General features: G+C 59.2%; 24 protein-coding genes, 1 tRNA gene and 1 pseudogene. 18 read left to right on the top strand and 8 right to left on the bottom strand.

Translation table 11 applies throughout. From position 1 onward, the window contains the following. Positions 1-88: 88 nt before the first annotated feature. From sfsA to AC0L7L_RS06960, 5 genes and pseudogenes are all read left to right on the top strand, one after another. The gene (gene sfsA, locus AC0L7L_RS06980; protein WP_473513013.1) at positions 89-793 is read left to right on the top strand and encodes a DNA/RNA nuclease SfsA; all 705 of its coding nucleotides are present in this window, start codon (positions 89-91) and stop codon (positions 791-793) included. Between the two features lie 37 nt (positions 794-830). Continuing rightward, positions 831-1,668 (top strand): annotated as a pseudogene (gene map / locus AC0L7L_RS06975) (type I methionyl aminopeptidase). A 10-nt stretch (positions 1,669-1,678) separates the two neighbouring features. Beyond that, positions 1,679-2,500, top strand: a complete 822-nt coding sequence (gene radC / locus AC0L7L_RS06970; RefSeq protein WP_473513011.1) for a RadC family protein — start codon at positions 1,679-1,681, stop codon at positions 2,498-2,500. 202 nt (positions 2,501-2,702) lie between these two features. After that, positions 2,703-4,115, top strand: coding sequence for a Si-specific NAD(P)(+) transhydrogenase (gene sthA, locus AC0L7L_RS06965; protein WP_272211094.1), 1,413 nt, complete (start codon positions 2,703-2,705; stop codon positions 4,113-4,115). Next, the gene (locus AC0L7L_RS06960) at positions 4,116-4,985 is read left to right on the top strand and encodes an aminoglycoside phosphotransferase family protein (protein WP_473513008.1); all 870 of its coding nucleotides are present in this window, start codon (positions 4,116-4,118) and stop codon (positions 4,983-4,985) included. A gap of 61 nt (positions 4,986-5,046) precedes the next feature. Here AC0L7L_RS06960 and tig read toward each other — a convergent pair whose 3' ends face one another. Both tig and AC0L7L_RS06950 read right to left on the bottom strand, forming a co-directional pair. After that, complete coding sequence (tig, locus tag AC0L7L_RS06955; protein WP_473513812.1) at positions 5,047-6,618, bottom strand: trigger factor; 1,572 nt, start codon at positions 6,616-6,618, stop codon at positions 5,047-5,049. Between the two features lie 197 nt (positions 6,619-6,815). Beyond that, a tRNA-Thr gene (locus AC0L7L_RS06950) sits at positions 6,816-6,891 on the bottom strand. A 174-nt stretch (positions 6,892-7,065) separates the two neighbouring features. On the opposite strand from AC0L7L_RS06950, the gene AC0L7L_RS06945 reads away from it, so the two are divergent. Further along, entirely contained in the window at positions 7,066-7,839 is a 774-nt protein-coding gene (locus AC0L7L_RS06945; RefSeq protein ID WP_272211091.1) for an NAD kinase, read from the top strand. A gap of 112 nt (positions 7,840-7,951) precedes the next feature. Here the strand turns inward: AC0L7L_RS06945 and AC0L7L_RS06940 are convergent, their stop codons facing one another. Then, the gene (locus tag AC0L7L_RS06940; RefSeq protein WP_272211089.1) at positions 7,952-8,554 is read right to left on the bottom strand and encodes an NUDIX domain-containing protein; all 603 of its coding nucleotides are present in this window, start codon (positions 8,552-8,554) and stop codon (positions 7,952-7,954) included. A gap of 103 nt (positions 8,555-8,657) precedes the next feature. Here AC0L7L_RS06940 and AC0L7L_RS06935 point away from each other — a divergent pair, with 103 nt between their 5' ends. Together AC0L7L_RS06935 and AC0L7L_RS06930 are read left to right on the top strand one after the other, a co-directional pair. Next, on the top strand, positions 8,658-9,521 hold the full coding sequence (locus tag AC0L7L_RS06935) for a 23S rRNA (adenine(2030)-N(6))-methyltransferase RlmJ (RefSeq protein WP_272211087.1): 864 nt from the start codon (positions 8,658-8,660) through the stop codon (positions 9,519-9,521). A 13-nt stretch (positions 9,522-9,534) separates the two neighbouring features. Beyond that, on the top strand, positions 9,535-10,134 hold the full coding sequence (locus AC0L7L_RS06930) for a glutathione S-transferase family protein (protein ID WP_272211085.1): 600 nt from the start codon (positions 9,535-9,537) through the stop codon (positions 10,132-10,134). A 105-nt stretch (positions 10,135-10,239) separates the two neighbouring features. Here AC0L7L_RS06930 and AC0L7L_RS06925 read toward each other — a convergent pair whose 3' ends face one another. Beyond that, complete coding sequence (locus AC0L7L_RS06925) at positions 10,240-10,875, bottom strand: outer membrane protein (protein ID WP_473513004.1); 636 nt, start codon at positions 10,873-10,875, stop codon at positions 10,240-10,242. A gap of 340 nt (positions 10,876-11,215) precedes the next feature. On the opposite strand from AC0L7L_RS06925, the gene AC0L7L_RS06920 reads away from it, so the two are divergent. The 6 genes from AC0L7L_RS06920 to AC0L7L_RS06895 all read left to right on the top strand — a co-directional run bounded on the left by AC0L7L_RS06920 (position 11,216) and on the right by AC0L7L_RS06895 (position 16,289). Then, positions 11,216-11,986, top strand: coding sequence for an SDR family oxidoreductase (locus AC0L7L_RS06920; protein WP_473513002.1), 771 nt, complete (start codon positions 11,216-11,218; stop codon positions 11,984-11,986). After that, entirely contained in the window at positions 11,983-14,007 is a 2,025-nt protein-coding gene (uvrC, locus tag AC0L7L_RS06915) for an excinuclease ABC subunit UvrC (protein ID WP_473512999.1), read from the top strand. Before AC0L7L_RS06920 ends, uvrC begins: the two co-directional genes overlap by 4 nt. Positions 14,008-14,148: 141 nt before the next feature. Then, positions 14,149-14,745: a CDP-diacylglycerol--glycerol-3-phosphate 3-phosphatidyltransferase gene (pgsA, locus tag AC0L7L_RS06910; RefSeq protein ID WP_473512996.1), complete on the top strand. Its 597-nt coding sequence runs from the start codon at positions 14,149-14,151 to the stop codon at positions 14,743-14,745. Continuing rightward, a complete protein-coding gene (moaD, locus tag AC0L7L_RS06905) occupies positions 14,742-14,996 on the top strand; it encodes a molybdopterin converting factor subunit 1 (RefSeq protein ID WP_473512992.1) in 255 nt (84 codons plus the stop codon). Before pgsA ends, moaD begins: the two co-directional genes overlap by 4 nt. A 4-nt stretch (positions 14,997-15,000) precedes the next feature. Next, positions 15,001-15,462, top strand: a complete 462-nt coding sequence (locus AC0L7L_RS06900; RefSeq protein ID WP_272211075.1) for a molybdenum cofactor biosynthesis protein MoaE — start codon at positions 15,001-15,003, stop codon at positions 15,460-15,462. 116 nt (positions 15,463-15,578) lie between these two features. Next, the gene (locus AC0L7L_RS06895; protein WP_473512987.1) at positions 15,579-16,289 is read left to right on the top strand and encodes a DJ-1/PfpI family protein; all 711 of its coding nucleotides are present in this window, start codon (positions 15,579-15,581) and stop codon (positions 16,287-16,289) included. Between the two features lie 49 nt (positions 16,290-16,338). Here the strand turns inward: AC0L7L_RS06895 and ndk are convergent, their stop codons facing one another. Both ndk and AC0L7L_RS06885 read right to left on the bottom strand, forming a co-directional pair. Then, entirely contained in the window at positions 16,339-16,761 is a 423-nt protein-coding gene (ndk, locus tag AC0L7L_RS06890) for a nucleoside-diphosphate kinase (protein WP_272211072.1), read from the bottom strand. Between the two features lie 113 nt (positions 16,762-16,874). Then, on the bottom strand, positions 16,875-17,543 hold the full coding sequence (locus AC0L7L_RS06885; protein ID WP_272211070.1) for a glutathione S-transferase family protein: 669 nt from the start codon (positions 17,541-17,543) through the stop codon (positions 16,875-16,877). Between the two features lie 161 nt (positions 17,544-17,704). On the opposite strand from AC0L7L_RS06885, the gene AC0L7L_RS06880 reads away from it, so the two are divergent. The 4 genes from AC0L7L_RS06880 to AC0L7L_RS06865 all read left to right on the top strand — a co-directional run bounded on the left by AC0L7L_RS06880 (position 17,705) and on the right by AC0L7L_RS06865 (position 21,256). Continuing rightward, complete coding sequence (locus tag AC0L7L_RS06880) at positions 17,705-18,274, top strand: DJ-1/PfpI family protein (RefSeq protein WP_473512983.1); 570 nt, start codon at positions 17,705-17,707, stop codon at positions 18,272-18,274. Between the two features lie 77 nt (positions 18,275-18,351). Beyond that, a complete protein-coding gene (locus AC0L7L_RS06875; protein ID WP_272211069.1) occupies positions 18,352-18,705 on the top strand; it encodes a ribbon-helix-helix domain-containing protein in 354 nt (117 codons plus the stop codon). Positions 18,706-18,803: 98 nt separating this feature from the next. Further along, entirely contained in the window at positions 18,804-19,322 is a 519-nt protein-coding gene (locus AC0L7L_RS06870; protein ID WP_272211068.1) for a DinB family protein, read from the top strand. Positions 19,323-19,366: 44 nt separating this feature from the next. Next, positions 19,367-21,256: an ABC-F family ATP-binding cassette domain-containing protein gene (locus AC0L7L_RS06865; RefSeq protein WP_473512980.1), complete on the top strand. Its 1,890-nt coding sequence runs from the start codon at positions 19,367-19,369 to the stop codon at positions 21,254-21,256. Positions 21,257-21,418: 162 nt separating this feature from the next. Here AC0L7L_RS06865 and metF read toward each other — a convergent pair whose 3' ends face one another. Then, complete coding sequence (gene metF, locus AC0L7L_RS06860) at positions 21,419-22,366, bottom strand: methylenetetrahydrofolate reductase [NAD(P)H] (protein ID WP_473512977.1); 948 nt, start codon at positions 22,364-22,366, stop codon at positions 21,419-21,421. Positions 22,367-22,369: 3 nt separating this feature from the next. Beyond that, on the bottom strand, positions 22,370-23,374 hold the full coding sequence (locus AC0L7L_RS06855) for an ArsR/SmtB family transcription factor (RefSeq protein WP_272211063.1): 1,005 nt from the start codon (positions 23,372-23,374) through the stop codon (positions 22,370-22,372). Positions 23,375-23,384: the final 10 nt, after the last annotated feature.

The raw sequence follows: 23,384 nt of genomic DNA, 5'->3' as shown, positions 1-23,384 counted from the left end.
CGACTGACACTTGTCCGATATCCTCTGGCGGGCCAACGGCCACCGAAAGCAGCTTGCACCGTCTCGCAAAGTGCCTAAAACCAAAGCCATGAAATTTGACCCTCCCCTTGAACCCGCCGGGCTTATAAGGCGCTACAAACGCTTTTTGTTCGATGCCACTCTGGAAGACGGCACGCTGATCACCGGCTCCTGTCCGAACACCGGCTCTATGCGCGGACTGACAACACCGGGTTCGCGGATCTGGCTTTCCAGAAATAATGATGGCAAACGCAAATATCCCCATCGTTTCGAGCTGATCGAGGCCGATGGAACCATGGTCGGGGTCAATACCGGCCTTCCCAATCGAATCGCGGAAGAAGCCTTGCGCGCCGGCCTGATTTCCGATTTCGCGGGTTATCCGCTCATACGCCGAGAGCAAAAATACGGACGGCAGAGCCGCATAGACCTTCTCCTGAGCGATGAAGGCCGCCCGGATCTTTATGTCGAGGTCAAAAACGTTCACTTTATCCGGACACCCGGCCTCGCCGAATTTCCTGATTCGGTGACAACGCGCGGCGCGCGGCATCTCGAAGAGCTTGCCGACATGGTCACCGCGGGAAAACGTGCCGCCATGGTCTACGTTATCCAGCGCAACGACTGCAACCGCTTCAGGATCGCCTGCGATCTGGACCCGGCCTATCATAGAGCGTTCAGAGCTGCACGGGCTGCCGGTGTGGAGGCTTATGCGATTAAATGCGAGGTGGCCTGTGACAGCATCACAGCAGATGCTACAGTGCCGGTTGAATACATGTAAGCGCGTCGCCCGGATGACGCGCAAACGGTGAAGCATCATGGTAACTTATGTTGATGCGGCCAGCGCGCCGCTGAAAAATGACGGAACGATACGCCTCTACGACGCGGCGTCATTCGAGAGGATGCGGCAGATCTGCCAGATCACGGCGGCATGCCTCGACGGACTGGCCGAAATTATCCGGCCTGGCATCACGACCGAGGCGATTGACCGGTTCGTGCTTGAATTCGGGCTGGAACGCGGGGTCGTACCGGCAACGCTCGGCTATCGGGGCTACAAATTTTCAAGCTGCACCTCGATCAACCACGTGGTCTGCCACGGCATGCCCAATTCAAAACCTCTGAAGGAAGGCGATATCATCAATGTCGATGTCACCTATGTGCTGGACGGATGGCACGGTGATTCTGAGCCGGATGTACCCTGTTGGCGAGATCAAACGCGCAGCGGAACGGCTTATGGAAGTCACCTACGAATCACTGCTTCGAGGCATTGCTGCGGTGAAGCCCGGCGCGCGCACAGGCGCGATCGGAGAGGCAATCCAGACCTATGCGGAAAGCGAACGCTGCTCAGTCGTGCGTGACTTCTGCGGCCACGGTGTCGGCAGGCTGTTCCACGACACGCCGAACATTCTCCACTACGGCCACGCCAATGAAGGTCCCGTGCTGAAAGAAGGCATGATTTTCACCATCGAGCCCATGCTCAATATTGGCAAACCGCATGTGAAGGTCCTGAACGACGGCTGGACAGCGGTGACACGCGACCGCTCGCTTTCGGCGCAGTACGAACACTGCGTCGGTGTCACGAAAGATGGCTGCGAGGTCTTCACCCTTTCACCCGGCGGCCATGACCGGCCAGGCCTGCCGGATATCAACGCCTGACGCTGTTCCCATGACCAAGCCGCCAAGCACAGACCAGAGCGACAAGCCAGTAACCGGCGGTTTCGGAGACGAAGGAGCCGATGAACGCTCTTTCTTCGCCGACCAGCCGCCGGAAAGGCCCTTGCATGGCAAGCGTCAGGGGGCCACCAGCGACAAGGACTCAAGCCATGTGCACGGGCATCGCGACCGCCTCCGTGCGCGTTTTCGCGATAACGGTGCCAACGCACTGGCCGACTACGAAATCCTCGAACTTCTGTTGTTCCGCCTGATCCCCCGGCGCGACACCAAACCGATCGCCAAGGCGCTGATCGACCGGTTCGGTTCGCTTGGCGGCGTGTTCGGTGCCCAGGCTGAACTGCTGCAGGAGGTCTCCGGCATCGGCGAAAGCGTGGCCTTCGACCTGAAGCTCATCTCCGCCCTCGCTCAGCGAAGCCTGAAAAATACCCTGAAAGAGCGTCCGGTTCTGGGATCATGGTCGTCGGTCATCGACTACTGCAACGCCGCCATGGCTCACGAAACCCGCGAGCAGTTCCGCATCCTGTTTCTCGACAAGCGCAACAAGCTGATCGCCGACGAGATTCAGGGCATCGGAACGGTCGACCACACGCCCGTCTATCCACGCGAGGTGGTCAAGCGGGCGCTCGAACTCTCCGCAACCGCGATCATTCTCGTGCACAATCACCCCTCCGGTGACCCGACGCCGTCGCGCGCCGATATCGACATGACCCATATGATCATTTCCAGTGCCAAACCCCTCGGCATCACGGTGCATGACCACATCATCATCGGCAAAGACGGCTATGTCAGCTTCAAGGGATTGAAACTCATCTGAAACCGGGATGGACATGAGGCACAGCTTGTGGCTGTATTTAGTGAAACCATCACATTGCACGTTTAGGCATCAAAAGCGCGCGCGTGACAGCCCGGGAGTTCGAGGGAACTGTTTTCACACAAACGCAAAACCTCTAAGTATGTCGTTATCGCCTTGGGGATTTTCACATCCGAATTTTTAATAACCAAATCGGGGTAGTTTTATGGATTCTTACGATCTGGTCGTGATTGGCAGCGGTCCCGCTGGCCGTCGCGCCGCGGTTCAGGCTGCCAAGCTCGGCAAAACCGCACTGGTCATCGACAAGGGCTCACAGGTGGGCGGCGTCTCCGTGCACACAGGCACCATCCCCTCGAAAACCTTGCGTGAAACCGTGCTCAACCTCACCGGCTGGCGCGAACGCGGCTTTTACGGTCGCTCCTACAGGGTGAAGCACAAGATTACCGCCGACGACCTGCGCGCCCGCATGATCAAGACTCTCGACTATGAAATCGACGTTCTGGAATGGCAGTTCGAGCGCAACCGCGTCGATCAGGTGCGCGGCTTTGCCCATTTCGTCGACCCCCACACGATCGAAATCGAAAAAGACACCGGCGAAATCCAGCGCGTTCACGCAAAATCCGTTCTCGTCTCCGTAGGCACCCGCCCCTATCGCCCGCCGGACGTTCCGTTTGACGGCCAGACGGTCATGGATAGTGACGAGCTGCTCAACATCGCCTCAATCCCGCGCTCGATGATCGTCGTCGGCGCCGGCGTCATCGGCATCGAATACGCAACCATCTTCTCGGCGCTCGATACCCAGGTGATCGTGGTCGAGCCGCGCGACACCATGCTCGACTTCATCGACCGCGAGATCCGCGACAATTTCGCCGCACAGCTGCGCGACCGCAATGTGAAGCTTCTGTTCGGCGCAGGCGCCGACAAGGTCGAGAAAGCATCGAATGGCAAGGCCCGCGTGACACTTTCGAACGGACGCGTCCTGATGGCCGAATCGGTTCTGTTCGCCGCCGGCCGCCAGGGCGCCACCGACACGCTCAACCTCGAAGCCGTCGGGTTGAAGGCCGACCACCGTGGCCGGCTGAAGGTCGATCCGATCACCTTCCAGACCGAAGTGCCGCACATCTATGCCGCCGGCGACGTGATCGGCTTCCCCGCGCTTGCCTCCACATCGATGGAACAGGGCCGTATCGCCGCCCGCCACGCCGTTGGCGCGGAAGCACAGGAACCGCCGCAGTTCTTCCCCTATGGCATCTATGCCGTTCCGGAAATGTCGACCTGTGGCATGACGGAAGAGGAAATCCAGGAGCGCGGTATTCCCTACGAATGCGGTGTCGCCTTCTTCCGCGAGACCTCGCGCGGCCACATCATGGGCCTGCAAAACGGCCTATTGAAGATGATCTTCTCGCTGAAGACCCATCGGCTGCTTGGCGTCCATATTGTCGGCGAAGGCTCGACCGAGCTGATCCATATCGGCCAGGCTGTTTTGAACCTGAAAGGCACCGTCGAATATTTCGTCGAAAACACCTTCAACTATCCGACGCTCGCCGAAGCCTACAAGATTGCAGGCCTCGACGCCTCCAACCGGATGGAGATGCTGGAAAGCGCCGACGACAGCTAGATGCGACGCCAAAACCCGTCTGCCGGCGCTGAACCGCCGGCAGGTGCCGTCTTCGACGCCGCGCTTGCCCGCTTTCAGCTTAAGGCGGATGGCGCCCCCATTGTGACGGCGACAGGCGCGTTGCTTCCGGTACGGCGCGCTGGCGTGCCGGCTATGCTGAAGCTTTTTTCCAACGACGAAGAAAAGACCGGAGCTGCTCTGCTCTCGTGGTGGTCGGGCGAAGGTGCCGCCCGTGTGCTCGCCGCCGATGACGGCGTATTGCTGATGGAACGGGCGACCGGCACAGGTTCTCTCATAACCATGAGCGCGACAGGACGTGATGCGGACGCCTGCAGCATTCTCTGCGATGTTGCGGAAGCACTGCACCGCGGACGCCCTCACCCGCCGCCTGCAACGCTGATACCGCTTGAGACCCGTTTTACCGCACTCCTTGCAAAGGCGGCTGCCTTTGGCGGCATTCTGCCGTCATGCGCCGAAATCGCCAGTGATCTCATTGCCACCCAGCAGGACATAAGGCCACTTCACGGCGATCTGCACCACGCCAATGTTATGGATTTCGGAGAGCGCGGTTTCCTGGCGATCGACCCCAAAGGGCTTATGGGCGAACGCACTTTCGACTTCGCCAATATCTTCTGCAATCCTGATCTTGGCGATACGGCGCTTGTCATTGCCCGCAACCCCGATCGCTTTGACCAGCGCCTTGCGCAGATCGCCGCAAGAGCCGGGCTCGATCATGACCGTCTATTGCGCTGGATCGCCGCCTGGGGCGGACTTTCGGCCACATGGTTTGTTGCAGATGCCGATGCCCGCGCAGAAATTCAGCTGAAGATCGCCAGCCTCGCGCTGGCGCGGATTGGACCCATACGCTGAAACGAAAAAAACCGTCCGGCGATGAACCGGACGGCTTCTGCATTCGATGCGAATGAGGAATTTATTCCTCGGTCTTGTCTTCAGCCTGGGCAGGCGCCTTCTTCTTGGGCGCAGCCTTTTTCTTCGGAGCAGCCTTCTTTACAGCAGGCTTTTCCTCGGCGGCTTCGGCAGCGGGCGCTTCTTCAGCGGCCTCAGCCTTATCCTCGGTCTTGGCGGCCGCCTTTTTCTTCGGCGCAGCCTTTTTCTTCGGAGCGGCCTTCTTGTCGTCGGATTTCTTGGTCGCGGCTGCAACCTCGTCCTCGTCGTCGGCCATCAGCTCTTCCTTGGAGACGGTAACGTCGGTGACGTCGATGTTCTCCAGAAGATGGTCGACAACCTTTTCCTCGAAGATCGGCGCGCGCAGCGAAGCAGCAGCACCGGGGGTTTCGCGGAAGAATTTGAGGATTTCCTGCTCCTGACCGGGATACTGACGCATCTGGTCGTAAAGCGCGCGCTGCATTTCGTCTTCACCAACCTCTACACCAGCCTTCTCGCCGATCTCGGAGAGAACGAGGCCAAGACGGACGCGGCGTTCGGCCAGCTTGCGGTATTCTGCGCGGGCCTCTTCCTCGGTCGTGTCTTCATCTTCGAAGGTCTTGCCGCTGCGCTCCAGATCGGCACTGACCTGACGCCAGATGTTTTCGAATTCGGCATCAACGAGCGAAGCCGGCGCTTCGAAGGAATACTGCTCATCGAGCTGGTCGAGGATCTGACGCTTGACCTTCTGGCGGGTGTACTGGTTGTACTGGCCTTCGATCTGCTCGCGCACGAGGCCACGCAGACGCTCGGCCGATTCCAGACCCAGCTTTTCGGCCAGTGCGTCGTTGATTTCCAGTTCGCCGGCGTTTGCGACTTCCTTGACTGTAACAGCGAAGACGGCTTCCTTGCCGGCGAGATGCTCGGCCGGATACTCTTCCGGGAAGGTAACCCTCACCTGCTTTTCGTCGCCAGCCTTGGCGCCGACAAGCTGTTCCTCGAAACCGGGGATAAAGCGGTCAGAGCCAAGCACAAGCTGTGAATCGGTGTCGGTACCGCCATCAAAGGCTTCGCCGTCGATGGTGCCAACATAATCGATGGTGACGCGATCGCCGTTTTCGGCAGCGCCATCCTTGGTCTCGTATTCGCGGGCGTTTTCGGCTACGGCCTTGACCTGCTCTTCGACTTCCTCGTCGACGATCTCGACCACCGGACGCTCGACCTTGAGGCCATCGGTCGGCTGCAATTCGAATTTCGGCAGAATTTCATAGGCCACGGTGAACTCGAAGTCGGCCTCGCCGTCAAGAACGCGATTGGCTTCGTCTTCGTTCTCGGTCATGTCGATTTTCGGCTGACCGGCGGCGCGTTCGCCACGCTCAGTGATGACGGCCTGCGGCTTTTCCTGCAGGGTCTCGTTGATCAGCTCGGCCATGATCGACTTGCCGTACATCTTCTTGAGATGGGCCATCGGAACTTTGCCGGGACGAAAGCCGTTGATGCGAACCTTGTCCTTGGCTTCCGCCAGGCGCTCGTTCATCCGCGCCTTCAGATCGTCCGCAGGAACTGTGATCTTGATTTCGCGCTTCAGCCCTTCGGCGAGCGTTTCGGTTACCTGCATATCCATACCTTCATTTCATCTCGGCTTTAAAAGCCGTTGGGTTTCATGCGCACACAGACCGGCATGGCCGGGCGCGACTTCATGCAATATCCTCGGCATTTTGACAAGCTTTTCCGGGCCTGGACAAAATGGCACCAAGGCAAACGGCCGGAAAAGACGTTTCTAAAACGCCGGCAGCGATTACCCTGAAAGCGACTTGGTGCCCCCGGCAGGATTCGAACCCGCGACCCCCTGATTACAAATCAGGTGCTCTACCAACTGAGCTACAAGGGCATTGGGCATGCCCACTAGCAGATTTGAACTCGCTGTAAAACGAAAAAATCAATAATGTTACGGGTATTTTCTCACGCGCCTCCAAGATCATTGCCGCATGGGGCTTGCAAAACATTGCCCGCTCGGGTGATCTGGCGCGGCGAAAGTTCTCTTCCTGCGAACGGAAATACCTCAATGCCCGAGAAAATGCCGTCACTGTGTTTCCTGTCCTCAGACGCCGAAGACGCCAAGAAGGCAAAGGCCGAACTTGTCGGGCTCTATGGCGATGTTGCGGCCGAGGACGCCGACTTTATCGTCGCGCTCGGCGGCGACGGCTTCATGTTGCAGACCCTTCACGAGACCATGAATTCGGAGACCCCGGTCTACGGCATGAACCGCGGCTCGGTCGGTTTTCTGATGAATGAGTATTCGGTCGAAAACCTGCACGCCCGCCTTCAGGCCGCAGACAAGAACGAATTGCGGCCGTTGCGCATGACGACCCGCAATGCCGATGGCACCTCCTCGATCGCCCTTGCCATCAATGAAGTCTCGATGCTGCGCCAGTCACACCAGGCGGCCAAGCTGCAGGTTCGCGTCGATGGCCGGGTTCGCCTGCCGGAATTGGCCTGCGACGGCATTCTGGTGGCAACACCGGCCGGTTCCACGGCCTATAACCTTTCGGTTCACGGGCCGATCATTCCGCTGGATGCCCCGCTGCTGGCCATCACGCCGGTCAGTGCGTTTCGTCCGCGCCGTTGGCGCGGCGCCCTTCTGTCGAACCGATCTGTGGTCGATATCGAAGTGCTGGAGCCCGAAAAGCGCCTTGTGAACGCATTTGCCGATCATACAGAAGTCAAGCACGTGCTGCATGTGCGCATTGAACAGGACCCCGAGGCCCGCGCGAAAGTGCTGTCGGACCCGAACCGCTCGTGGTCTGAACGCATCCTGGCCGAGCAGTTTTCCGACTGAGCCTGAGTATCACGGTGCGTGCGGGCCTGCGGCTCACTGTTCGGTCGCTTCTGGGGCAGCACTATCGCATCGTCTATGACACCAGGTCGTGACGGTACGTAAAAAACTTTGATCAGAGACCGAAAACCCTGCGGTTCAGCGCTGCCCATTGCAGCATCACAACCGTTTTTGCGTCCGAGATATCACCGCTCTCGACCATAGCCATGGCCGCGTCGAATGTCAGGAATACCAACTCGATATCCTCGTGCTCCGCATCGAGGCCGCCACCGCTGCCGACACGCATTGCGCCATCGACAACAGCGGCGTAGCAGTGCACCTTTTCAGTCATCAGACCCGGCGCTGGAACGATAGCGCGAACGGGGATCAGCTTCTCGACATTATAGCCGGTCTCCTCGCGGGCCTCGCGGATCGCCGCCTGTTCCGGCGTTTCGCCTTCATCGATCAGGCCGGCAGCCGCTTCCAGAAAGAAGCCATCGCCCTCGCCCATGGCATAGACCGGCACACGGAACTGGCGGACCAGAACGAATTTCCGGGCATCGCGGTCGAAAACGAGGACCGAGGAGGCAGCCGGCCGTTCGCAGACTTCCCAGTTGCGCGCGACCACTTTTCCATCGCTGAACGTATAGGAGAAACTGTAATCGACCAGCCGGCTCCAGCCATCGTGCAGCACCGTCTTCCCGGTCATGGAAATACGGTCGCTCTGCCCTTTCGTCATGAAAAATCCCTTTGAAGTATTCCTGAACCTACAAAGAGGCCCGCTTGTAAAACATGTCTGAGACTCATAATAACTTCTCCGGCAAACACAATGCGGGGCCGCAATGAACTATCGCCACATCTATCATGCCGGAAACTTTGCGGATGTGCTCAAACATGCCGTGTTTGCGCGGCTGATCATCTATTTCCAGCGCAAGGACGCTGCTTTTCGCATTCTCGACACCCATGCCGGTACGGGTGCGTACGACCTTTCCAGCGAGGAAGCCCGGAAAACCGGCGAGTGGCAGAACGGCATCGGTCGCCTTCTTGAAGCAGACATGCCCGATGAGATCGCGGCCCTCCTGGCACCCTATCTCGATGCCGTGCGCACAATGAACGGGACGCCGGATATTACCGCCTATCCCGGCTCACCGAAACTTGCGCGCGTGCTGATGCGCAAGCAGGACCGGCTGTCGCTGATGGAATTGCACGAAACCGACTTCGCGACCCTGCAGGCGCGCTTTACCGGCGACCATCAGGTACGCACCACAAGGCTGGACGGATGGCTGGCGCTCGCGGCCCACCTGCCGCCGAAAGAACGGCGCGGCATTGTGCTGGTGGACCCGCCATTTGAGCAGGAAGGCGAATTCGAGCGGCTTGCCGACGGTCTGGCGAAGGCCGTCCGCCGCTTCGCCACAGGCACATATTGCCTGTGGTACCCGATCAAGAAGGGCGCGCCGGTGGCGGCTTTTCACGAGACGCTCAAGGGCCACGGGATTCCCAAAATCCTCTGTGCGGAGCTTTCGGTCAGAAGCGACCGCGAAAACGACGGCCTGACCGGATCCGGTCTCATCATCGTCAACCCGCCCTACACGCTGAAAGCGGAGCTGCACACGCTGTTGCCCTACCTGAAGACCTCTCTTGCCCAGGACCGTTTCGCAAGCCAACGCTGCTTCTGGATTGCAGGCGAAAACTCAGGCAGCAACTGACAAAGGGAAAAACATGAAACTGCTCTATTCGTCCGCATCCCCGTATTCCGCAAAAGTTGTGATGGCCGCAAACCACCTCGGCATCAAGGCCGAACTGGTCCCGGTCGATACGGCTGCGGACCCCGAGGAATTGCTACGTGCCAACCCTCTCGGCAAGATACCGACACTGATCACCGATGATGGCCTGACGCTTTATGACAGCCGAACCATCATGCACTATCTCGACAGCCTTGACAGCGAACAGCGGCTCTATCCGCGCAAGCCTGAAAAGCGTGCGGAAATCGAGCGCATGGAGGCGCTTTGCGACGGCATATGTGACGCTTTGCTGCTGATCGTCTACGAAAAACGCTACCGTACGCCTGAAACCTACCACCAGCCCTGGGTTGACAGGCAGTGGGAAAAGGTCCGTCGCGGGCTGGATTATCTCGACGAAAATCCGCCGAAGCTCGGCAAGCGGCTGAATGCCGGTCATTTTGCGCTCGGTGGCCTTCTTGGCTATCTGATGCTGCGTTTCCCCGGCGAATGGGAGCAACATCGCGTGCGGCTGGCGCGCTGGCCGTCGGCCTTCCAGGAGGCCTATCCGCCGTTCATGACGCTGAAGTCGCACGTCTGAGCCGGGCATCACCAGCATGCTGCGGGTGACGATAATTTCCGCTCGTAGAATCAGAAAACCCGCCATTGCGGCGGGTTCTCCGTATTCCCTGCAGGTCGTCAGCAATCAGAAGTGAACACCGAGACCAACCTTGACGGTGTTTTCCTGGAAGCCGCGCTCGTAGGTATTGCCGTTGAGCTTGAAATCCTGCTTGCCATAATCGGTGTAACGGTATTCGACGCGGGCCGAGATGTTTTCGGTGACCATCGCTTCGACACCGGCGCCGAGCGTCCAGCCCCAGCCCATCTGCGTGTCCTTGTCGCCAGGCTGCTTGGCAACGAGCCTGGAACCGGCAAGGCCGCCCGTGCCGTAAACCAGAACCGGATCCATGGCGTAGCCGAGACGGCCGCGCACAGAACCGTTGAAGCCCTGCTCCATTTTCACGCCGGGCGGGACCTGCTCATTCTGATTCGAGGTCGCGAGATCGCCTTCGATACCGTAGACAATCGAGCCTGACTGCATGTTGTAGCCGCCAAACAGCGTACCGCCCCAGCCGTCTGCCTTGAAGTCGCCCTCATCGAACGTGCCCCAGTCCCAGTTGGCCGCGCCACCGAGGTAGACGCCGCTCCAGTTCGAGATCGGAGCCGGAGCCGCATAGGTAGCCGGGCTCGGTTCGTAAGGCTGAGCGACGATTGCATCGGCGGCCTGAGCCGCGCCGGCGCCCATCAGTACCGCTGTTGCGGCAGCAAGTGTCTTGTTCATGTTCCGCATCTTGTCTCTCCTTCAATCGATACCGGCTGTCGAATGCCCGTTGAAGGACAATCATCACGCCGCATGCGCTTTAAAGATGAAATACAACCACAGGCACACGCTATCAATACTGAAAAAAATAATGCCAAATCTAAGGTTAATATAGTATTTATGTTAAAATATTTGATGTAAAACGTAGTTAATATTGTATTTAAATGAATTTTATATTTAATAACAACACAGACTCACTCAGAAATAAAGCGCCGGAAGCCGAGCAACAAAACCGGACACGCTTTTGCGCTTAACTGCGCAGAGCGATATAAGCTTCAACCTGAAGCGAGGGAACATCACTATGCAACAGAAAGCACCAGCGAAGACCGCACTTGTGACAGGCGGTGCCAAAAGACTTGGCCGTGCCATCGTCGAAGACCTCATCAATTACGGCTTCAATGTGGCAATCCATGCCCACACGTCCCTGTCCGAGGCCGAAGAACTCGCGGAATCGTTGCGTGGGACGTGTGTGACAGCGCAGGCCTTCGGCGCTGACCTTCTCGATTCCACGGCAACCGGCGGGCTTCTTGATGCGGTCAACGCGGCGATGGGCCCTGTTCATCTGCTCGTCAACAATGCCTCGCTGTTTCGCGCCGATACCGCCGGCAGTTTTGATGAAACACAGTTCGATGCGCATTTCGCCATCCACCTCAAGGCGCCGCTCTTGCTTGCGGATCGCTTCGCAAAGCAATTGCCCGAGGGAGCAAACGGCCTCATCGTCAATATGATCGATCAGCGTGTCTGGGCTCCGGGGCCGAACTTCTTCACCTACGGGCTTTCCAAGAGCACCATGTGGGCCGCAACGCAGACCATGGCGCAGGCCTTCGCTCCACACATCCGCGTCAATGCGATCGGCCCGGGACCAACGTTGAAAAACAGCCGCCAGAGCGATGAGGATTTTGAAAGCCAGGTCGCCGCTCTTATCTTAAAGAGAGGACCGGGGCTTGGCGAATTCGGCGCGACGATTCGCTACCTCTTCGAAACCCCTTCGATCACGGGACAGATGATTGCGCTCGATGGTGGGCAGCACCTGGCCTGGGAAACACCGGATGTGGCAGGTATCAACGAATGACAGGCAAGGCGCCGCCGGATGGCGGCATTTTATACGATGAGAACGACGGCGATCTGCCCGACGTGACCGAGGCGATGGCCGCAATAGACCCCAGCCAGATCGCCTGGAACGACGCGGCGGCCGAAAAACATGCGCAAAAGGGGGCGGCCCTGATTGGCGAATTCGTCAAGCACCTGCCCAACAGTCCCGGTGTTTACCGCATGTTCAATGCCAATGGCGACGTGCTCTATGTCGGCAAGGCCCGCTCGCTGAAAAAGCGGGTCACCAACTATGCGCAGGGACGCGGACACTCCAACCGTATCACCCGTATGATCACGCAGACAGCGCATATGGAGTTCGTCACGACCCGGACGGAGACCGAAGCGCTGCTTCTTGAAGCCAACCTTATCAAACGGTTGCGGCCGCGCTTTAATGTCCTTCTTCGAGACGATAAATCCTTTCCCTATATCCTGATCACCGGAGATCACGAGGCCCCCGCCCTCTTCAAACATCGCGGCGCACGTGCGCGAAAGGGCGACTATTTCGGGCCTTTTGCCTCCGCCGGAGCGGTCGGCCGCACCATCAACGCCATGCAGCGTGCCTTTCTGATCCGCTCCTGCACCGACAGCGTTTATGAAAGCCGCACCCGGCCCTGCCTGCTCTATCAGATCAAACGCTGCGCCGCGCCGTGCACCGGCGAGATATCGCAGCAGGACTATGCGGTGCTGGTCGACGAAGCCCGGGCTTTTCTCTCCGGCAAAAGCCGACAGGTCCATGCCGACCTGGCCGAAGCCATGAACCAGGCTTCCGAGGCGCTTGATTTCGAACGCGCCGCGATCTATCGCGACCGGCTATCCGCGCTCTCGCATGTTCTTGGCCATCAGGGCGTCAATCCTGCGGGTATCGAGGAGGCTGATGTCATCGCGATCCACAACGAGGGCGGGCTCTGCTGCATTCAGGTGTTCTTTTACCGAACGGGCCAGAACTGGGGAAACCGCGCTTATTTTCCGAAGGCAGACCCGTCGCTTTCGGCGGCCGAAATCCTCAATGCCTTTCTGGCCCAGTTTTACGATGACAAGCCGATCCCGCGCGACATCTTCCTGTCGGAAGAGATCGAGGAGCGGTCGCTGCTGGAACTGGCGCTTTCGGAGCGGGCGGGCCGAAAGGTCGGTATTGCCGTGCCGAAGCGCGGCGAAAAGCGCGAGACGGTCGATCATGTGGTGGCCAATGCGCGCGAGGCTCACGGTCGCAAGCTTTCCGAGACAGCCACCCAGTCACGGCTTCTCGACGGCCTTGCCGAAACCTTCGGACTTTCCGCTCCGCCGCGACGCATCGAGGTCTACGACAACTCCCACATCATGGGTACCAATGCCGTCGGCGGCATGATTGTCGCCGGGCCGGAAGGCTTCGTGAAGGCGCAGTATCGCAAGTTCAACATCAAATCGACCGAGATTACCCCCGGCGACGATTTCGGCATGATGCGCGAGGTGATGACCCGCCGCTTCTCCCGCCTCGTCAAGGAACACGGCATTCCCGACCGCAGCCAGCCCGTCGAAGTGGATGATGACGCTCCCTTCCCTGCCTGGCCGGATGTGATCCTGATCGATGGCGGTCAGGGGCAGATGTCAGCGGTGCGGACCATTCTGGAAGAGCTCGGCATCAAGGATGCAGTCACCGCAATCGGCATTGCTAAGGGCGCGGACCGAGAGGCCGGACGCGAGCGCTTCTTCATGGAAGGAAAGCACGATTTCTCACTGCCGCCGCGTGATCCGGTGCTCTATTTCATCCAGCGGCTGCGTGACGAGGCGCACCGCTTCGCCATCGGCTCGCACCGCGCACGGCGCAAGAAGGAGATGGTCAAGAACCCGCTGGACGAGATCGGGGGCATCGGCCCGTCGCGCAAACGCGCGCTGCTGCAGCATTTCGGTTCCGCCAAGGCGGTTTCGCGCGCCGGGCTTTCCGATCTCAGCGCGGTTGAGGGTATTTCCGAGGCGATGGCGGAGCAGATCTACAATCATTTTCACGACGGCGGCGCAAAATAGAACGCGCCCAGGCCCGCCGGTATTCAAAATGACAGACTATTAATCCGGGCCGGCATTGACCTTGGCCCTCCAATGGAAGCAATTTGCGCCTACATACAGCGGACTGCCGACGCCGGCAGCTCGAGCACACGGAATGAAGCCATGGCATCAAAAGCATACAACATCCCCAATCTCCTGACCTATGGCCGCATTCTTGCCGTCCCGCTGATCGTCCTCTGCTTTTTTCTGGACGGCAAGCTGTCCAGTTCGGACACGGCGCGCTGGGCGGCGCTCACAATTTTCGTGATCGCATCGGTGACCGATTTCTTCGACGGCTATCTGGCGCGCGCATGGAACCAGCAATCCAATATCGGACGTATGCTGGACCCGATCGCCGACAAGCTTCTGGTTTCAGTCTGCCTGCTGCTTCTGGCCGCCGATGTCGAGCGGACCATTGCCGGCTGGTCGCTGTGGGCCGCAATCATCATTCTGTGCCGCGAAGTGCTGGTGTCGGGGCTCAGGGAATATCTAGCGGGCCTGAAGGTATCTGTGCCGGTGACCCGCATCGCCAAATGGAAGACCACGTTTCAGATGATCGCAATCGGCCTGCTGCTTGCCGGTCCTGCCGGCGACAAGGTCATTCCCTACACCACCAGTTGCGGCATCGTGCTGTTGTGGGTCGCGGCGGCTCTGACGATGTATACCGGCTATGACTATTTCAGGGCCGGGCTGAAACACGTGGTGGAGGCCGAGCGATGACCAAACTTATCTATTTCGCATGGGTGCGCGAACAGATCGGTGTGGCCGAAGAAGAGATTTCTCTCCCCGCCGACGTCAACGACGTTGCCGCCCTGCTGTCTTTTCTGAAGGCCCGTGGCGAAGGCTATGAAATCGCCCTGCAGGAGCCAGAGGTGATCCGCGTGGCGCTAGACCGGGTTCATGCCGAGCACGATGCACCGCTTTCCGGTGCGCGCGAAATCGCCCTGTTTCCACCGATGACCGGGGGCTGAGACCATGCCCGTCTCGCCCGATATCCGCATTCAGCGGGGAGATTTCGACATCTCCGCCGAACAGGCCACGCTCAGCGAAGGACGTGCGGATATCGGCGCAGTCGTCAGCTTCACCGGTCTCTGCCGGGATGAGAACGGACGCCTGGAAGCCCTTGAACTAGAACATTATCCCGGCATGGCCGAAAGCGAAATCGCGCGGATTGCACGCACTGCCATTGACCGCTTTGGCCTTGTCGGCCTCACCGCGATCCACCGCTATGGCCTCATCCGCCCCGGCGAAAACATCGTTCTTGTGATTGCCGCGGCCACCCATCGCAAAGCCGCCTTTGACGGGGCAGCCTTCGTTATGGACTTCCTGAAAACCGATGCACCTTTCTGGAAAAAGGAACACCTGAAGGATGGCAGCGACAGCGGTTGGGTGGAGGCGCGGGAGGCCGATTTCTCCGCCCGCGGATACTGGCAATAAAAAGGACATGATGTCGCAGTAAGATAGCCCTTGCCGAATGATTGCCGCAGCCTATTTTAGCTGAGATTCTAATCGATTTGGCTTTGCGGCTTTACGACTGACTGAACGAGGAAAACATGCCTTCCAGTTCCGACTCGCTCACTGTGGGCTTCATCATGTATCCGGGTCTTACCCAGCTCGATCTGTTCGGGCCTGCCGACGTGCTCAACCGGATGCCGGGCACCGAGATCAAGCTTTTGTGGAAGAACCTGGATCCGGTGATTGTTGATCGCGGCATGCGGATTATCCCGAATATGACCTACGGCCAGTGTCAAAAATTGGATATCATCTGTGTTCCCGGCGGACCGGGCCAGATCGCGCTGATGGATGATGACGAGACGCTGAACTTCCTGCGGCGCATTGCGCCTGGTTGCAAACTGGTAACGTCGGTATGCACGGGCTCTCTTGTGCTGGGTGCGGCGGGGCTTTTGAAAGGCTACCGCGCCACCTCGCACTGGTCTTCGGTCGACCAGCTCTCGCTCTTCGGGGCGACGCCTGTGGAGGAACGCGTGGTCATGGATCGCAACCGCATCACCGGCGCTGGCGTGACCTCGGGCATCGATTTCGCGCTCCGCGTGGTCGAAAACCTGATGGACAAGACCACGGCCCAGCAGATCCAGCTGCAGATGGAGTATGATCCCGAGCCGCCCTACCGCTGCGGCACGCCAAAGACGGCGCCGCCTGAAATCCTCGACAGCGTGCGGGCGCGCCTGCACATGTTCCAGTCCAGCCGGCGCTCTGCCAGCGAGCGTGCCGCAGAACGGTTGAACAGCAAAAAATCCGCATAAAAAAGCCCGCCACATGGGCGGGCTTCATAACGTCAGTGAAATATCAGCCTCAGCCGACGACTTCGGTTTCGGAGAACCAGAAGCCGATTTCGCGTGCTGCGGTTTCCGGAGCATCGGAGCCGTGAACAGAGTTTTCGCCCATGGACAGCGCGAAAGTCTTGCGGATCGTGCCTTCATCGGCCTTTTCCGGGTTGGTGGCGCCCATGATTTCGCGGTTCTTCAGAACGGCGTTTTCGCCTTCGAGGACCTGCACGACGGTCGGGCCGGAGCACATGAACTCAACCAGCTCGCCGAAGAACGGACGCTCCTTATGCTCGGCGTAGAACGCCTCGGCATCGCGCTTTGCCATCCATACGCGCTTCGAAGCGACGACACTCAGGCCGTTTTCCTCGAAAACCTTGGTGATGGCGCCGGTCAGGTTGCGCTTGGTGGCATCCGGCTTGATCATCGAAAATGTGCGTTCAATCGCCATATCATTCGTCCTTTGGCAAATTTCGTTCAGGGAAATTTGGCCGGTGTATAGAGGTCTTTGAGGAAAAATGGAAGCGTATCCGGCAGCTGAATCGGCCGGAAATCCAAGAGTTGTCAGCCTTTCTCGACGAATTCCAGGCAGCGCTCGAACCAATTGGACACCGGATCGTTCGGATCCAGAAGCCCGGTACTGCCGGTCAAAGCCGCCCACTGGAACGCACCGAAAACAATGTAATCTGAGAAAAGGGGTTCACGACCACCAATAAAAGGCTGGAATTTCAGCATGTTTCGGATCGGCGCGCATTTCTCAGGAAACGCCATGATCTCAGCCTCGCGCCCGGTGACCACCTCTTCCAGTTTTGCCCCGAGGCGGGCCTCACGGCTATTGCGGAAATAGACCTGATCATCCGGCAACAGCATATCGTGAATGTGCTTGACCGCGATGCGGGTAATCGCCGGATGAAGCGTGGAAAGCGTCCAGGCTTCGACAAATCGCGCCATCGCCATTCCGCCCTCGCCCTTGAAAAGTGAGGGAGTATCCGGATAAGTCTGCTCCAGATAGATCGCGATCGCAAAACTGTCCGCAATCAGCTTGTCGCCGTCCTTCAAGATCGGCACGGTTTTGGAAAAGCCGCCTTCAAGTTTGGGGATCTCGGTGAAGCCGACCGGCTTTTCCTCGAAATCCAGCCCCTTGTGCTTCAACGCCAGTACGACTTTCCAGCAATGCGGTGAAAAAGGCACCGACCCGTCGGCGCCGCAGAGCGAATACAGTGTTCGTCCCATGGCATAGCTCCTTTTCTGACTCGAAAGATGTGCTGCAGTGCGAAAAGATTCAAGCCACCCGCGTGACCAAAACTGACCGATTGCCCCTGTAGTATACCCATAATACCAGCAAGCGGAACATCACTGCTACAATTGAAACTCGTCATCTTGAGGAGGACAAAATGGCAGCGAAGAAAATTCTGATGATCACCGGTGATTTCACCGAGGACTATGAAACCATGGTGCCGTTCCAGACCCTGCTGGCCGTCGGCCACACGGTCGATGCGGTGTGCCCGAACAAGAAAGCGGGCGACACGGTTCCCACCGCAATCCACGATTTCGAGGGAGACCAGACCTATTCGGAAAAACCCGGCCACCGTTTCGCACTGACAGCGGATTTCGATGCTGTCGACCCGGCGACCTATGACGCGCTGGTGATCCCCGGCGGGCGGGCGCCTGAATATCTGCGGCTTGATGACCGGGTGCTTGGCCTGGTGAAACACTTCTTCACCGAGAACAAACCGGTTGCCGCGATCTGTCACGGTGCGCAGATCCTTGCCGCCGCCGACGTCATCAAGGGGCGGCAGTGCTCGGCCTATCCGGCCTGCGCGCCGGAGGTGAAGCTTGCCGGCGGCACCTACGCCGATATCGCCGTCACCGAAGCGGTCACAGACGGCAATCTGGTCACCGCCCCCGCCTGGCCGGCGCACCCGGCGTGGCTGTCCCAGTTCATGAAACTGCTCGACGCCTGAACCGTCATCCCGGCGTAGGCGCTACCGTTTCTGCCCGCGCCGGGCTATACTGCCTCCGGGAGAACAGGGAGGAGATTATGTGCAGACTGTTTATCGAGGCCGATCCGGAGCAGTGGGACAGCACCACCCGTTCGATCCGCATTGACGGCATGGTAACCAGCGTCAGGCTGGAAAACTTCTTCTGGCACGTGCTCGCCGATATCAGCGCGCGCGACGGCTTGAACACCACGCAGCTGATTGCAAAGCTATTTCATGAAGCCATCGAAGCCGGCCACGACAGCGGCAATTTCACATCGTTCCTGCGGGTATGCTGCGGGCGGTATCTGTCACTTCAGCTCGCCGGGGAAATACCGGGCGGCCTGCCAATCGCGAAACTCGATGCGGGGCGCATTCTGGAACGTGAGAAAGGCCGGCGAAAAGCGGTGGCATAAGGCAGGCTGATGGCCGCCATCACAATAATTCATGAGGCTGTCAGGCGCATCTGCTCTAACATTGATCTTACGGTTTCACGTCTTGAAGAGAATTCCGCATGTTGCAGCACTATCGTATGTTTGCCGCCTACAATGCCTGGGCCAATGCACAGATCCTGGACGAAGCTGCCAATATTTCGGATGACGAACGCAAGCGCGATCTTGGCGTTTTCTTCCGATCCATTCACGGCACGCTCAACCATGTGCTTTACGCCGACCGTGTCTGGATGACCCGGTTCGCAGGCGCTGCAACCGGCCCGGTCAGGCTTGATACCATCCTCCACGACGACTTTTCCGAACTGTGCCTCGCCCGCACCGAGCAGGATCGCGAGATCTCGGCATTCATCGAAGCTATGGACGAGAACAAGCTGCAGGGCCGGGTTTCCTACACACGCGGCAATCCGCCCGAGCCCCATACGGACTGTCTCCAGACCACGCTCGCGCACCTCTTCAACCACCAGACCCATCATCGCGGCCAGGTGCACGCCATGCTGACCATGCTGGGGTATTCGTCGCTCGCGCTCGACCTGATTTACTTCCTGCGAACAGAAACCGGTCGTCCCTTCGCCGATCGCTGACGGAGCGCTTGCCAAACGGCGCGGTTTCGGACAAAACCGCATCCATGATTTCCATATCCGACCTTTCCGTCCGCGTTGCCGGGCGCCTGCTCATCGAACACGCCTCCGTTTCCATTCCCGATGGGATGAAGGCGGGGCTTGTCGGCCGCAATGGCGCTGGCAAATCCACCCTGTTCCGCGTTCTCACCGGCACGCTTTCGCCTGAAACCGGCTCTGTATCGCTGCCGAAACAGGCCCGTATCGGCCAGGTCGCGCAGGAGGCGCCGGGCACCGAAGATCCGCTGATCGACATCGTGCTGGCTGCCGACAAAGAACGCGCCGCGCTGATGGCGGAGGCGGAAACGGCCACAGACCCGCACCGGATCGCCGAAATCCAGACCCGGCTTGTCGACATCGACGCCCACTCGGCTGAGGCGCGCGCGGCGGGCATTCTCTCCGGCCTTGGCTTCGATGAGGCAGCGCAGAAGCGTCCGGCCTCGTCGTTTTCCGGCGGCTGGCGCATGCGCGTCGCACTGGCCGCCGTACTGTTTTCCGAGCCCGATTTGCTGCTGCTAGACGAACCGACCAACTATCTCGACCTCGAAGGTACGATGTGGCTGGAAGACTATATCCGCCGCTATCCCTACAGCGTCATCATCATCTCGCATGACCGCGACCTTCTGAACACGGCCGCCAACGCCATTATCCACCTCGACCAGCAGAAGCTGACCTTCTATCGCGGCTCCTACGACCAGTTCGAGCGCCAGAAGGCGGCAGCCGACGAGCTGCAGACGAAAGCGCGCATCAAGAACGAAGCACAACGCAAGCATCTTCAGAGCTTCGTCGACCGCTTCAAGGCCAAGGCCTCCAAGGCGCGCCAGGCCCAGAGCCGGGTCAAGGCGCTGGAACGCATGGGCACTGTCGCAGCCGTGATCGAGGACCATGTTCAGGGCTTCACATTTCCGGAACCGGAAAAGCAGCCCGCCTCCCCCATCATTGCCATCGAAGACGGCGTTGTCGGCTATGAACCCGAAAAGCCGATCCTTTCGGATCTCAATCTGAGGATCGACAATGACGACCGCATTGCCCTCCTGGGTGCAAACGGCAACGGCAAATCCACCTTTGCCAAGTTCATTTCCGGCCGGCTGAAGCCGCAAAGCGGCACACTGAAGCTGGCGCCAAGCCTTTCGACCGGCTTTTTCGCCCAGCACCAGATTGATGATCTCGTTCTCGACGAAACGGCAGTGGATCACGTCCGCAAGCTGATGCCGGCAGCATCTGAGGCCAAGGTTCGCGCCCGCGTCGCGCAGATGGGCCTGGCCACACAAAAAATGGACACGCTGGCCAAAGACCTGTCAGGCGGCGAAAAGGCGCGGCTGCTGATGGGGCTTGCAGCCTTTCACGCGCCCAACCTGCTGATCCTCGACGAGCCGACCAACCACCTTGATATCGACAGCCGCCGTGCGCTGATCACCGCGCTCAACGATTTCCCCGGCGCTGTGATCCTGATCGCGCATGACCGCTACCTGATCGAGGCGACGGTCGACCGGCTGTGGCTGGTGCATGGTGGAACCGTCAAGAGCTATGATGGCGACATGGAGGACTATCGTTCGCTGATCATACAGGGCGGCAAGCAGAGATCGTCCAAAACAGAAACCGCTCCCGGCGAAGATCAACGCTCGAAGACAGAGCAACGCAAAAGCGCTGCCGACCGCCGCGCTACGTTTGCCCCGCTCAAGAAAGAAATCGACAGGGCGGAAAAGAAAACCGCCAGAATCGAGCAGATCATCGCAAAGCTCGATGTCGATCTCGCCGATCCGAAGCTCTATGAGAGATCACCGGAGAAGGCCAAGGTGATGATCCAGGCCCGCGCCAATGCCGCGGCAGAGCTTGCCAAGGTCGAAGAGCAATGGCTGGAACTTTCCGCCAAATACGAGCGCGCAATGGGCGCGTAAGCGCCCGCATGCCCTGAAAACGACCAAGAAACTATCTTGGTATGCCCGATGAGCTGGCGCGATAGGTCGCTTCAGCTAACGGCACTGATCGTGAACACAGCAAGGAGCGCGGCACCATCTGACCCGTCAGACCGTACCGCGCTCCAAGCGTTTTCCGTTCCTTCATCCGGCGCGCAGCAGCGTCCCGTCGCCACCACCGATAACCGTGCCCGACGTCTTGACGCTGCTTTTTGCAGGTTTGATGCCCAGACGGTCGAAAACGGCGATCTGCAATTTGGACCGATTCATCGTATAGAAATGAAATTCCGAAACGCCGCGACGTAGCAGGTCGAGCACCTGTTCGGCCGCAATATCGGCTGCCACTTCGAACCGGCCATCGGGATCATCGTCCAGCCCGTCGAACCGCTGCTCAACGGCAGCCGGGATACTCGCACCGCACATGCGGGCGAAATTTTTCAGCTGCTTGAGGTTCTGGATCGGCATGATTCCCGGCACAACAGGAAGGGTAATCCCTGCACCGCGCACAGCGTTCAGATAATCCTCGAACACATCATTGTCGAAGAAGAACTGGGTCAAGGCTCGGTCGGCGCCATTCTCGGCCTTGGCCTTGAGCATGGCGATATCCGCGCTGCGATCGACACTTTCGGGATGTTTTTCCGGATAGGCGGACACGGAGATATCGAAATCGTCGATCGCCTTCAGCGCAGAAACCAGAGCGGCCGCATTGGCATAACCACCCGGATACGGGCGGTAGGCCGAGCCGATGCCATCCGGCGGATCTCCGCGCAGCGCCACGAAACGGCGAATGCCGGAATCGCGAAAACGGCGGACCACATCATCCACTTCTCCGCAGGTGGCTTTGACAACGGTCAGATGCGACGCTGTCACCAGATCGGTCTCATCCACCAGCCGCTTGACGGCGGCATAGGTGGGCACCTGGCTGGTTGCACCAGCACCATAGGTTACCGATACGAAATCGGGGGCATAGGCGCGCAGAGCTTCCACGGACCGCCACCAGTTGGCTTCCGCATCGGCACTCTTGGGCGGAAAAAACTCGAAAGAAAAGCCGATTTCGGGCGCGTCGCCACGCGGCAGGTTACTGTCGGACATGGTTCAGACACTCCTCGCATAATGTGTTTCGGTTTCGGACGCCATCAGGATGCGCCGGTCGCGCCCAAGCCAGACGGTCACCGTCAGCGACCGGCCTTCGGCACCGGCGAACGGCAAATCCACCACCCGCTCGACATCCAGGCCCGCAGCCGTCATCCAGTCCGACATCGCCGCATGGGAAAAACCAAGCCGCAGATGAGCATGCTCGGCCCGCAGATATTCAAGATCGTGGGAGGCAAGATCAACCACCACAAGACGACCGCCCGGCCGCATGACCCGAGTGGCTTCAGCTATCGCGCGTTCGGGGTGCTCGAGAAAGTGAAGAACCTGATGGATGATCACCAGATCGAAGTCCTCGCTTTCAAGCGGCAGGTTCAAAATATCGCCAAGTCGAACCGCAGCCTTCGTCACCCCTTCGGCATCCAGATTGGCACGGGCGACAGCCAGCATGTCGCGGCTGGCGTCAACACCGACAGCACGGCGATAAAGGTCTCTCAGCAGCAGAAGCATGCGGCCCGTGCCGGTCCCGAGATCGAGAATGCTCTCGACCCGCTTTTCGCCGATGAGTGAAACAAGGCATCGTTCAACCTCGGCCTCGGAAATATGCAGCCGCCGCATCTCGTCCCACTCACCGGCATGCGCGGCGAAGTAGGCAAGCGCCTTTTCTGAGCGCGCCTGTTTGACGGCTGCAAGGCGCGCGGCATCGCGGCTGAACGCCGAATCGCTCTCGGAAGCGCTCTCCAGGAGCTCACGGACGAGACGCGCAGGTGCGCCCTCCTCCTTCAGCCGAAAATAGGCCCACGCCCCTTCCTGATAGCGGTCAATCAGGCCAGCCTCAGCGAGAAGCTTCAGATGACGGGAAATGCGGGGCTGGGATTGTCCGAGAATGTCGGTCAGATCAGTTACGGTGAGGTCACCGGACGAAAGCAGCGCAATAAGCCTGAGCCGCGTTGGTTCGCCAACCGCCTTCAGGACATCGACCAGATCGTCGAGATCAAGCTTCGTCATTTTGCTCCGC

The organism is Martelella sp. K41-7 (assembly GCF_055808365.1).
The sequence above is the reverse complement of the archived record's forward strand: the minus strand, read 5'-3'. Positions and strand labels throughout refer to the sequence as shown.

Coding starts and splice junctions, on each gene's coding strand:
- AC0L7L_RS06870 (WP_272211068.1), top strand. CDS start 18,804: ATGTTGCAGCACTATCGTATGTTTGCCGCCTACAATGCCTGGGCCAAT.
- AC0L7L_RS06880 (WP_473512983.1), top strand. CDS start 17,705: ATGGCAGCGAAGAAAATTCTGATGATCACCGGTGATTTCACCGAGGAC.
- AC0L7L_RS06940 (WP_272211089.1), bottom strand. CDS start 8,554: ATGACGAAAGGGCAGAGCGACCGTATTTCCATGACCGGGAAGACGGTG.
- uvrC (WP_473512999.1), top strand. CDS start 11,983: ATGACAGGCAAGGCGCCGCCGGATGGCGGCATTTTATACGATGAGAAC.
- AC0L7L_RS06935 (WP_272211087.1), top strand. CDS start 8,658: ATGAACTATCGCCACATCTATCATGCCGGAAACTTTGCGGATGTGCTC.
- AC0L7L_RS06920 (WP_473513002.1), top strand. CDS start 11,216: ATGCAACAGAAAGCACCAGCGAAGACCGCACTTGTGACAGGCGGTGCC.
- sfsA (WP_473513013.1), top strand. CDS start 89: ATGAAATTTGACCCTCCCCTTGAACCCGCCGGGCTTATAAGGCGCTAC.
- moaD (WP_473512992.1), top strand. CDS start 14,742: ATGACCAAACTTATCTATTTCGCATGGGTGCGCGAACAGATCGGTGTG.
- AC0L7L_RS06895 (WP_473512987.1), top strand. CDS start 15,579: ATGCCTTCCAGTTCCGACTCGCTCACTGTGGGCTTCATCATGTATCCG.
- AC0L7L_RS06960 (WP_473513008.1), top strand. CDS start 4,116: ATGCGACGCCAAAACCCGTCTGCCGGCGCTGAACCGCCGGCAGGTGCC.
- ndk (WP_272211072.1), bottom strand. CDS start 16,761: ATGGCGATTGAACGCACATTTTCGATGATCAAGCCGGATGCCACCAAG.
- AC0L7L_RS06885 (WP_272211070.1), bottom strand. CDS start 17,543: ATGGGACGAACACTGTATTCGCTCTGCGGCGCCGACGGGTCGGTGCCT.
- AC0L7L_RS06900 (WP_272211075.1), top strand. CDS start 15,001: ATGCCCGTCTCGCCCGATATCCGCATTCAGCGGGGAGATTTCGACATC.
- pgsA (WP_473512996.1), top strand. CDS start 14,149: ATGGCATCAAAAGCATACAACATCCCCAATCTCCTGACCTATGGCCGC.
- radC (WP_473513011.1), top strand. CDS start 1,679: ATGACCAAGCCGCCAAGCACAGACCAGAGCGACAAGCCAGTAACCGGC.
- AC0L7L_RS06865 (WP_473512980.1), top strand. CDS start 19,367: ATGATTTCCATATCCGACCTTTCCGTCCGCGTTGCCGGGCGCCTGCTC.
- metF (WP_473512977.1), bottom strand. CDS start 22,366: ATGTCCGACAGTAACCTGCCGCGTGGCGACGCGCCCGAAATCGGCTTT.
- tig (WP_473513812.1), bottom strand. CDS start 6,618: ATGCAGGTAACCGAAACGCTCGCCGAAGGGCTGAAGCGCGAAATCAAG.
- AC0L7L_RS06855 (WP_272211063.1), bottom strand. CDS start 23,374: ATGACGAAGCTTGATCTCGACGATCTGGTCGATGTCCTGAAGGCGGTT.
- AC0L7L_RS06945 (WP_272211091.1), top strand. CDS start 7,066: ATGCCCGAGAAAATGCCGTCACTGTGTTTCCTGTCCTCAGACGCCGAA.
- AC0L7L_RS06925 (WP_473513004.1), bottom strand. CDS start 10,875: ATGAACAAGACACTTGCTGCCGCAACAGCGGTACTGATGGGCGCCGGC.
- AC0L7L_RS06875 (WP_272211069.1), top strand. CDS start 18,352: ATGTGCAGACTGTTTATCGAGGCCGATCCGGAGCAGTGGGACAGCACC.
- AC0L7L_RS06930 (WP_272211085.1), top strand. CDS start 9,535: ATGAAACTGCTCTATTCGTCCGCATCCCCGTATTCCGCAAAAGTTGTG.
- sthA (WP_272211094.1), top strand. CDS start 2,703: ATGGATTCTTACGATCTGGTCGTGATTGGCAGCGGTCCCGCTGGCCGT.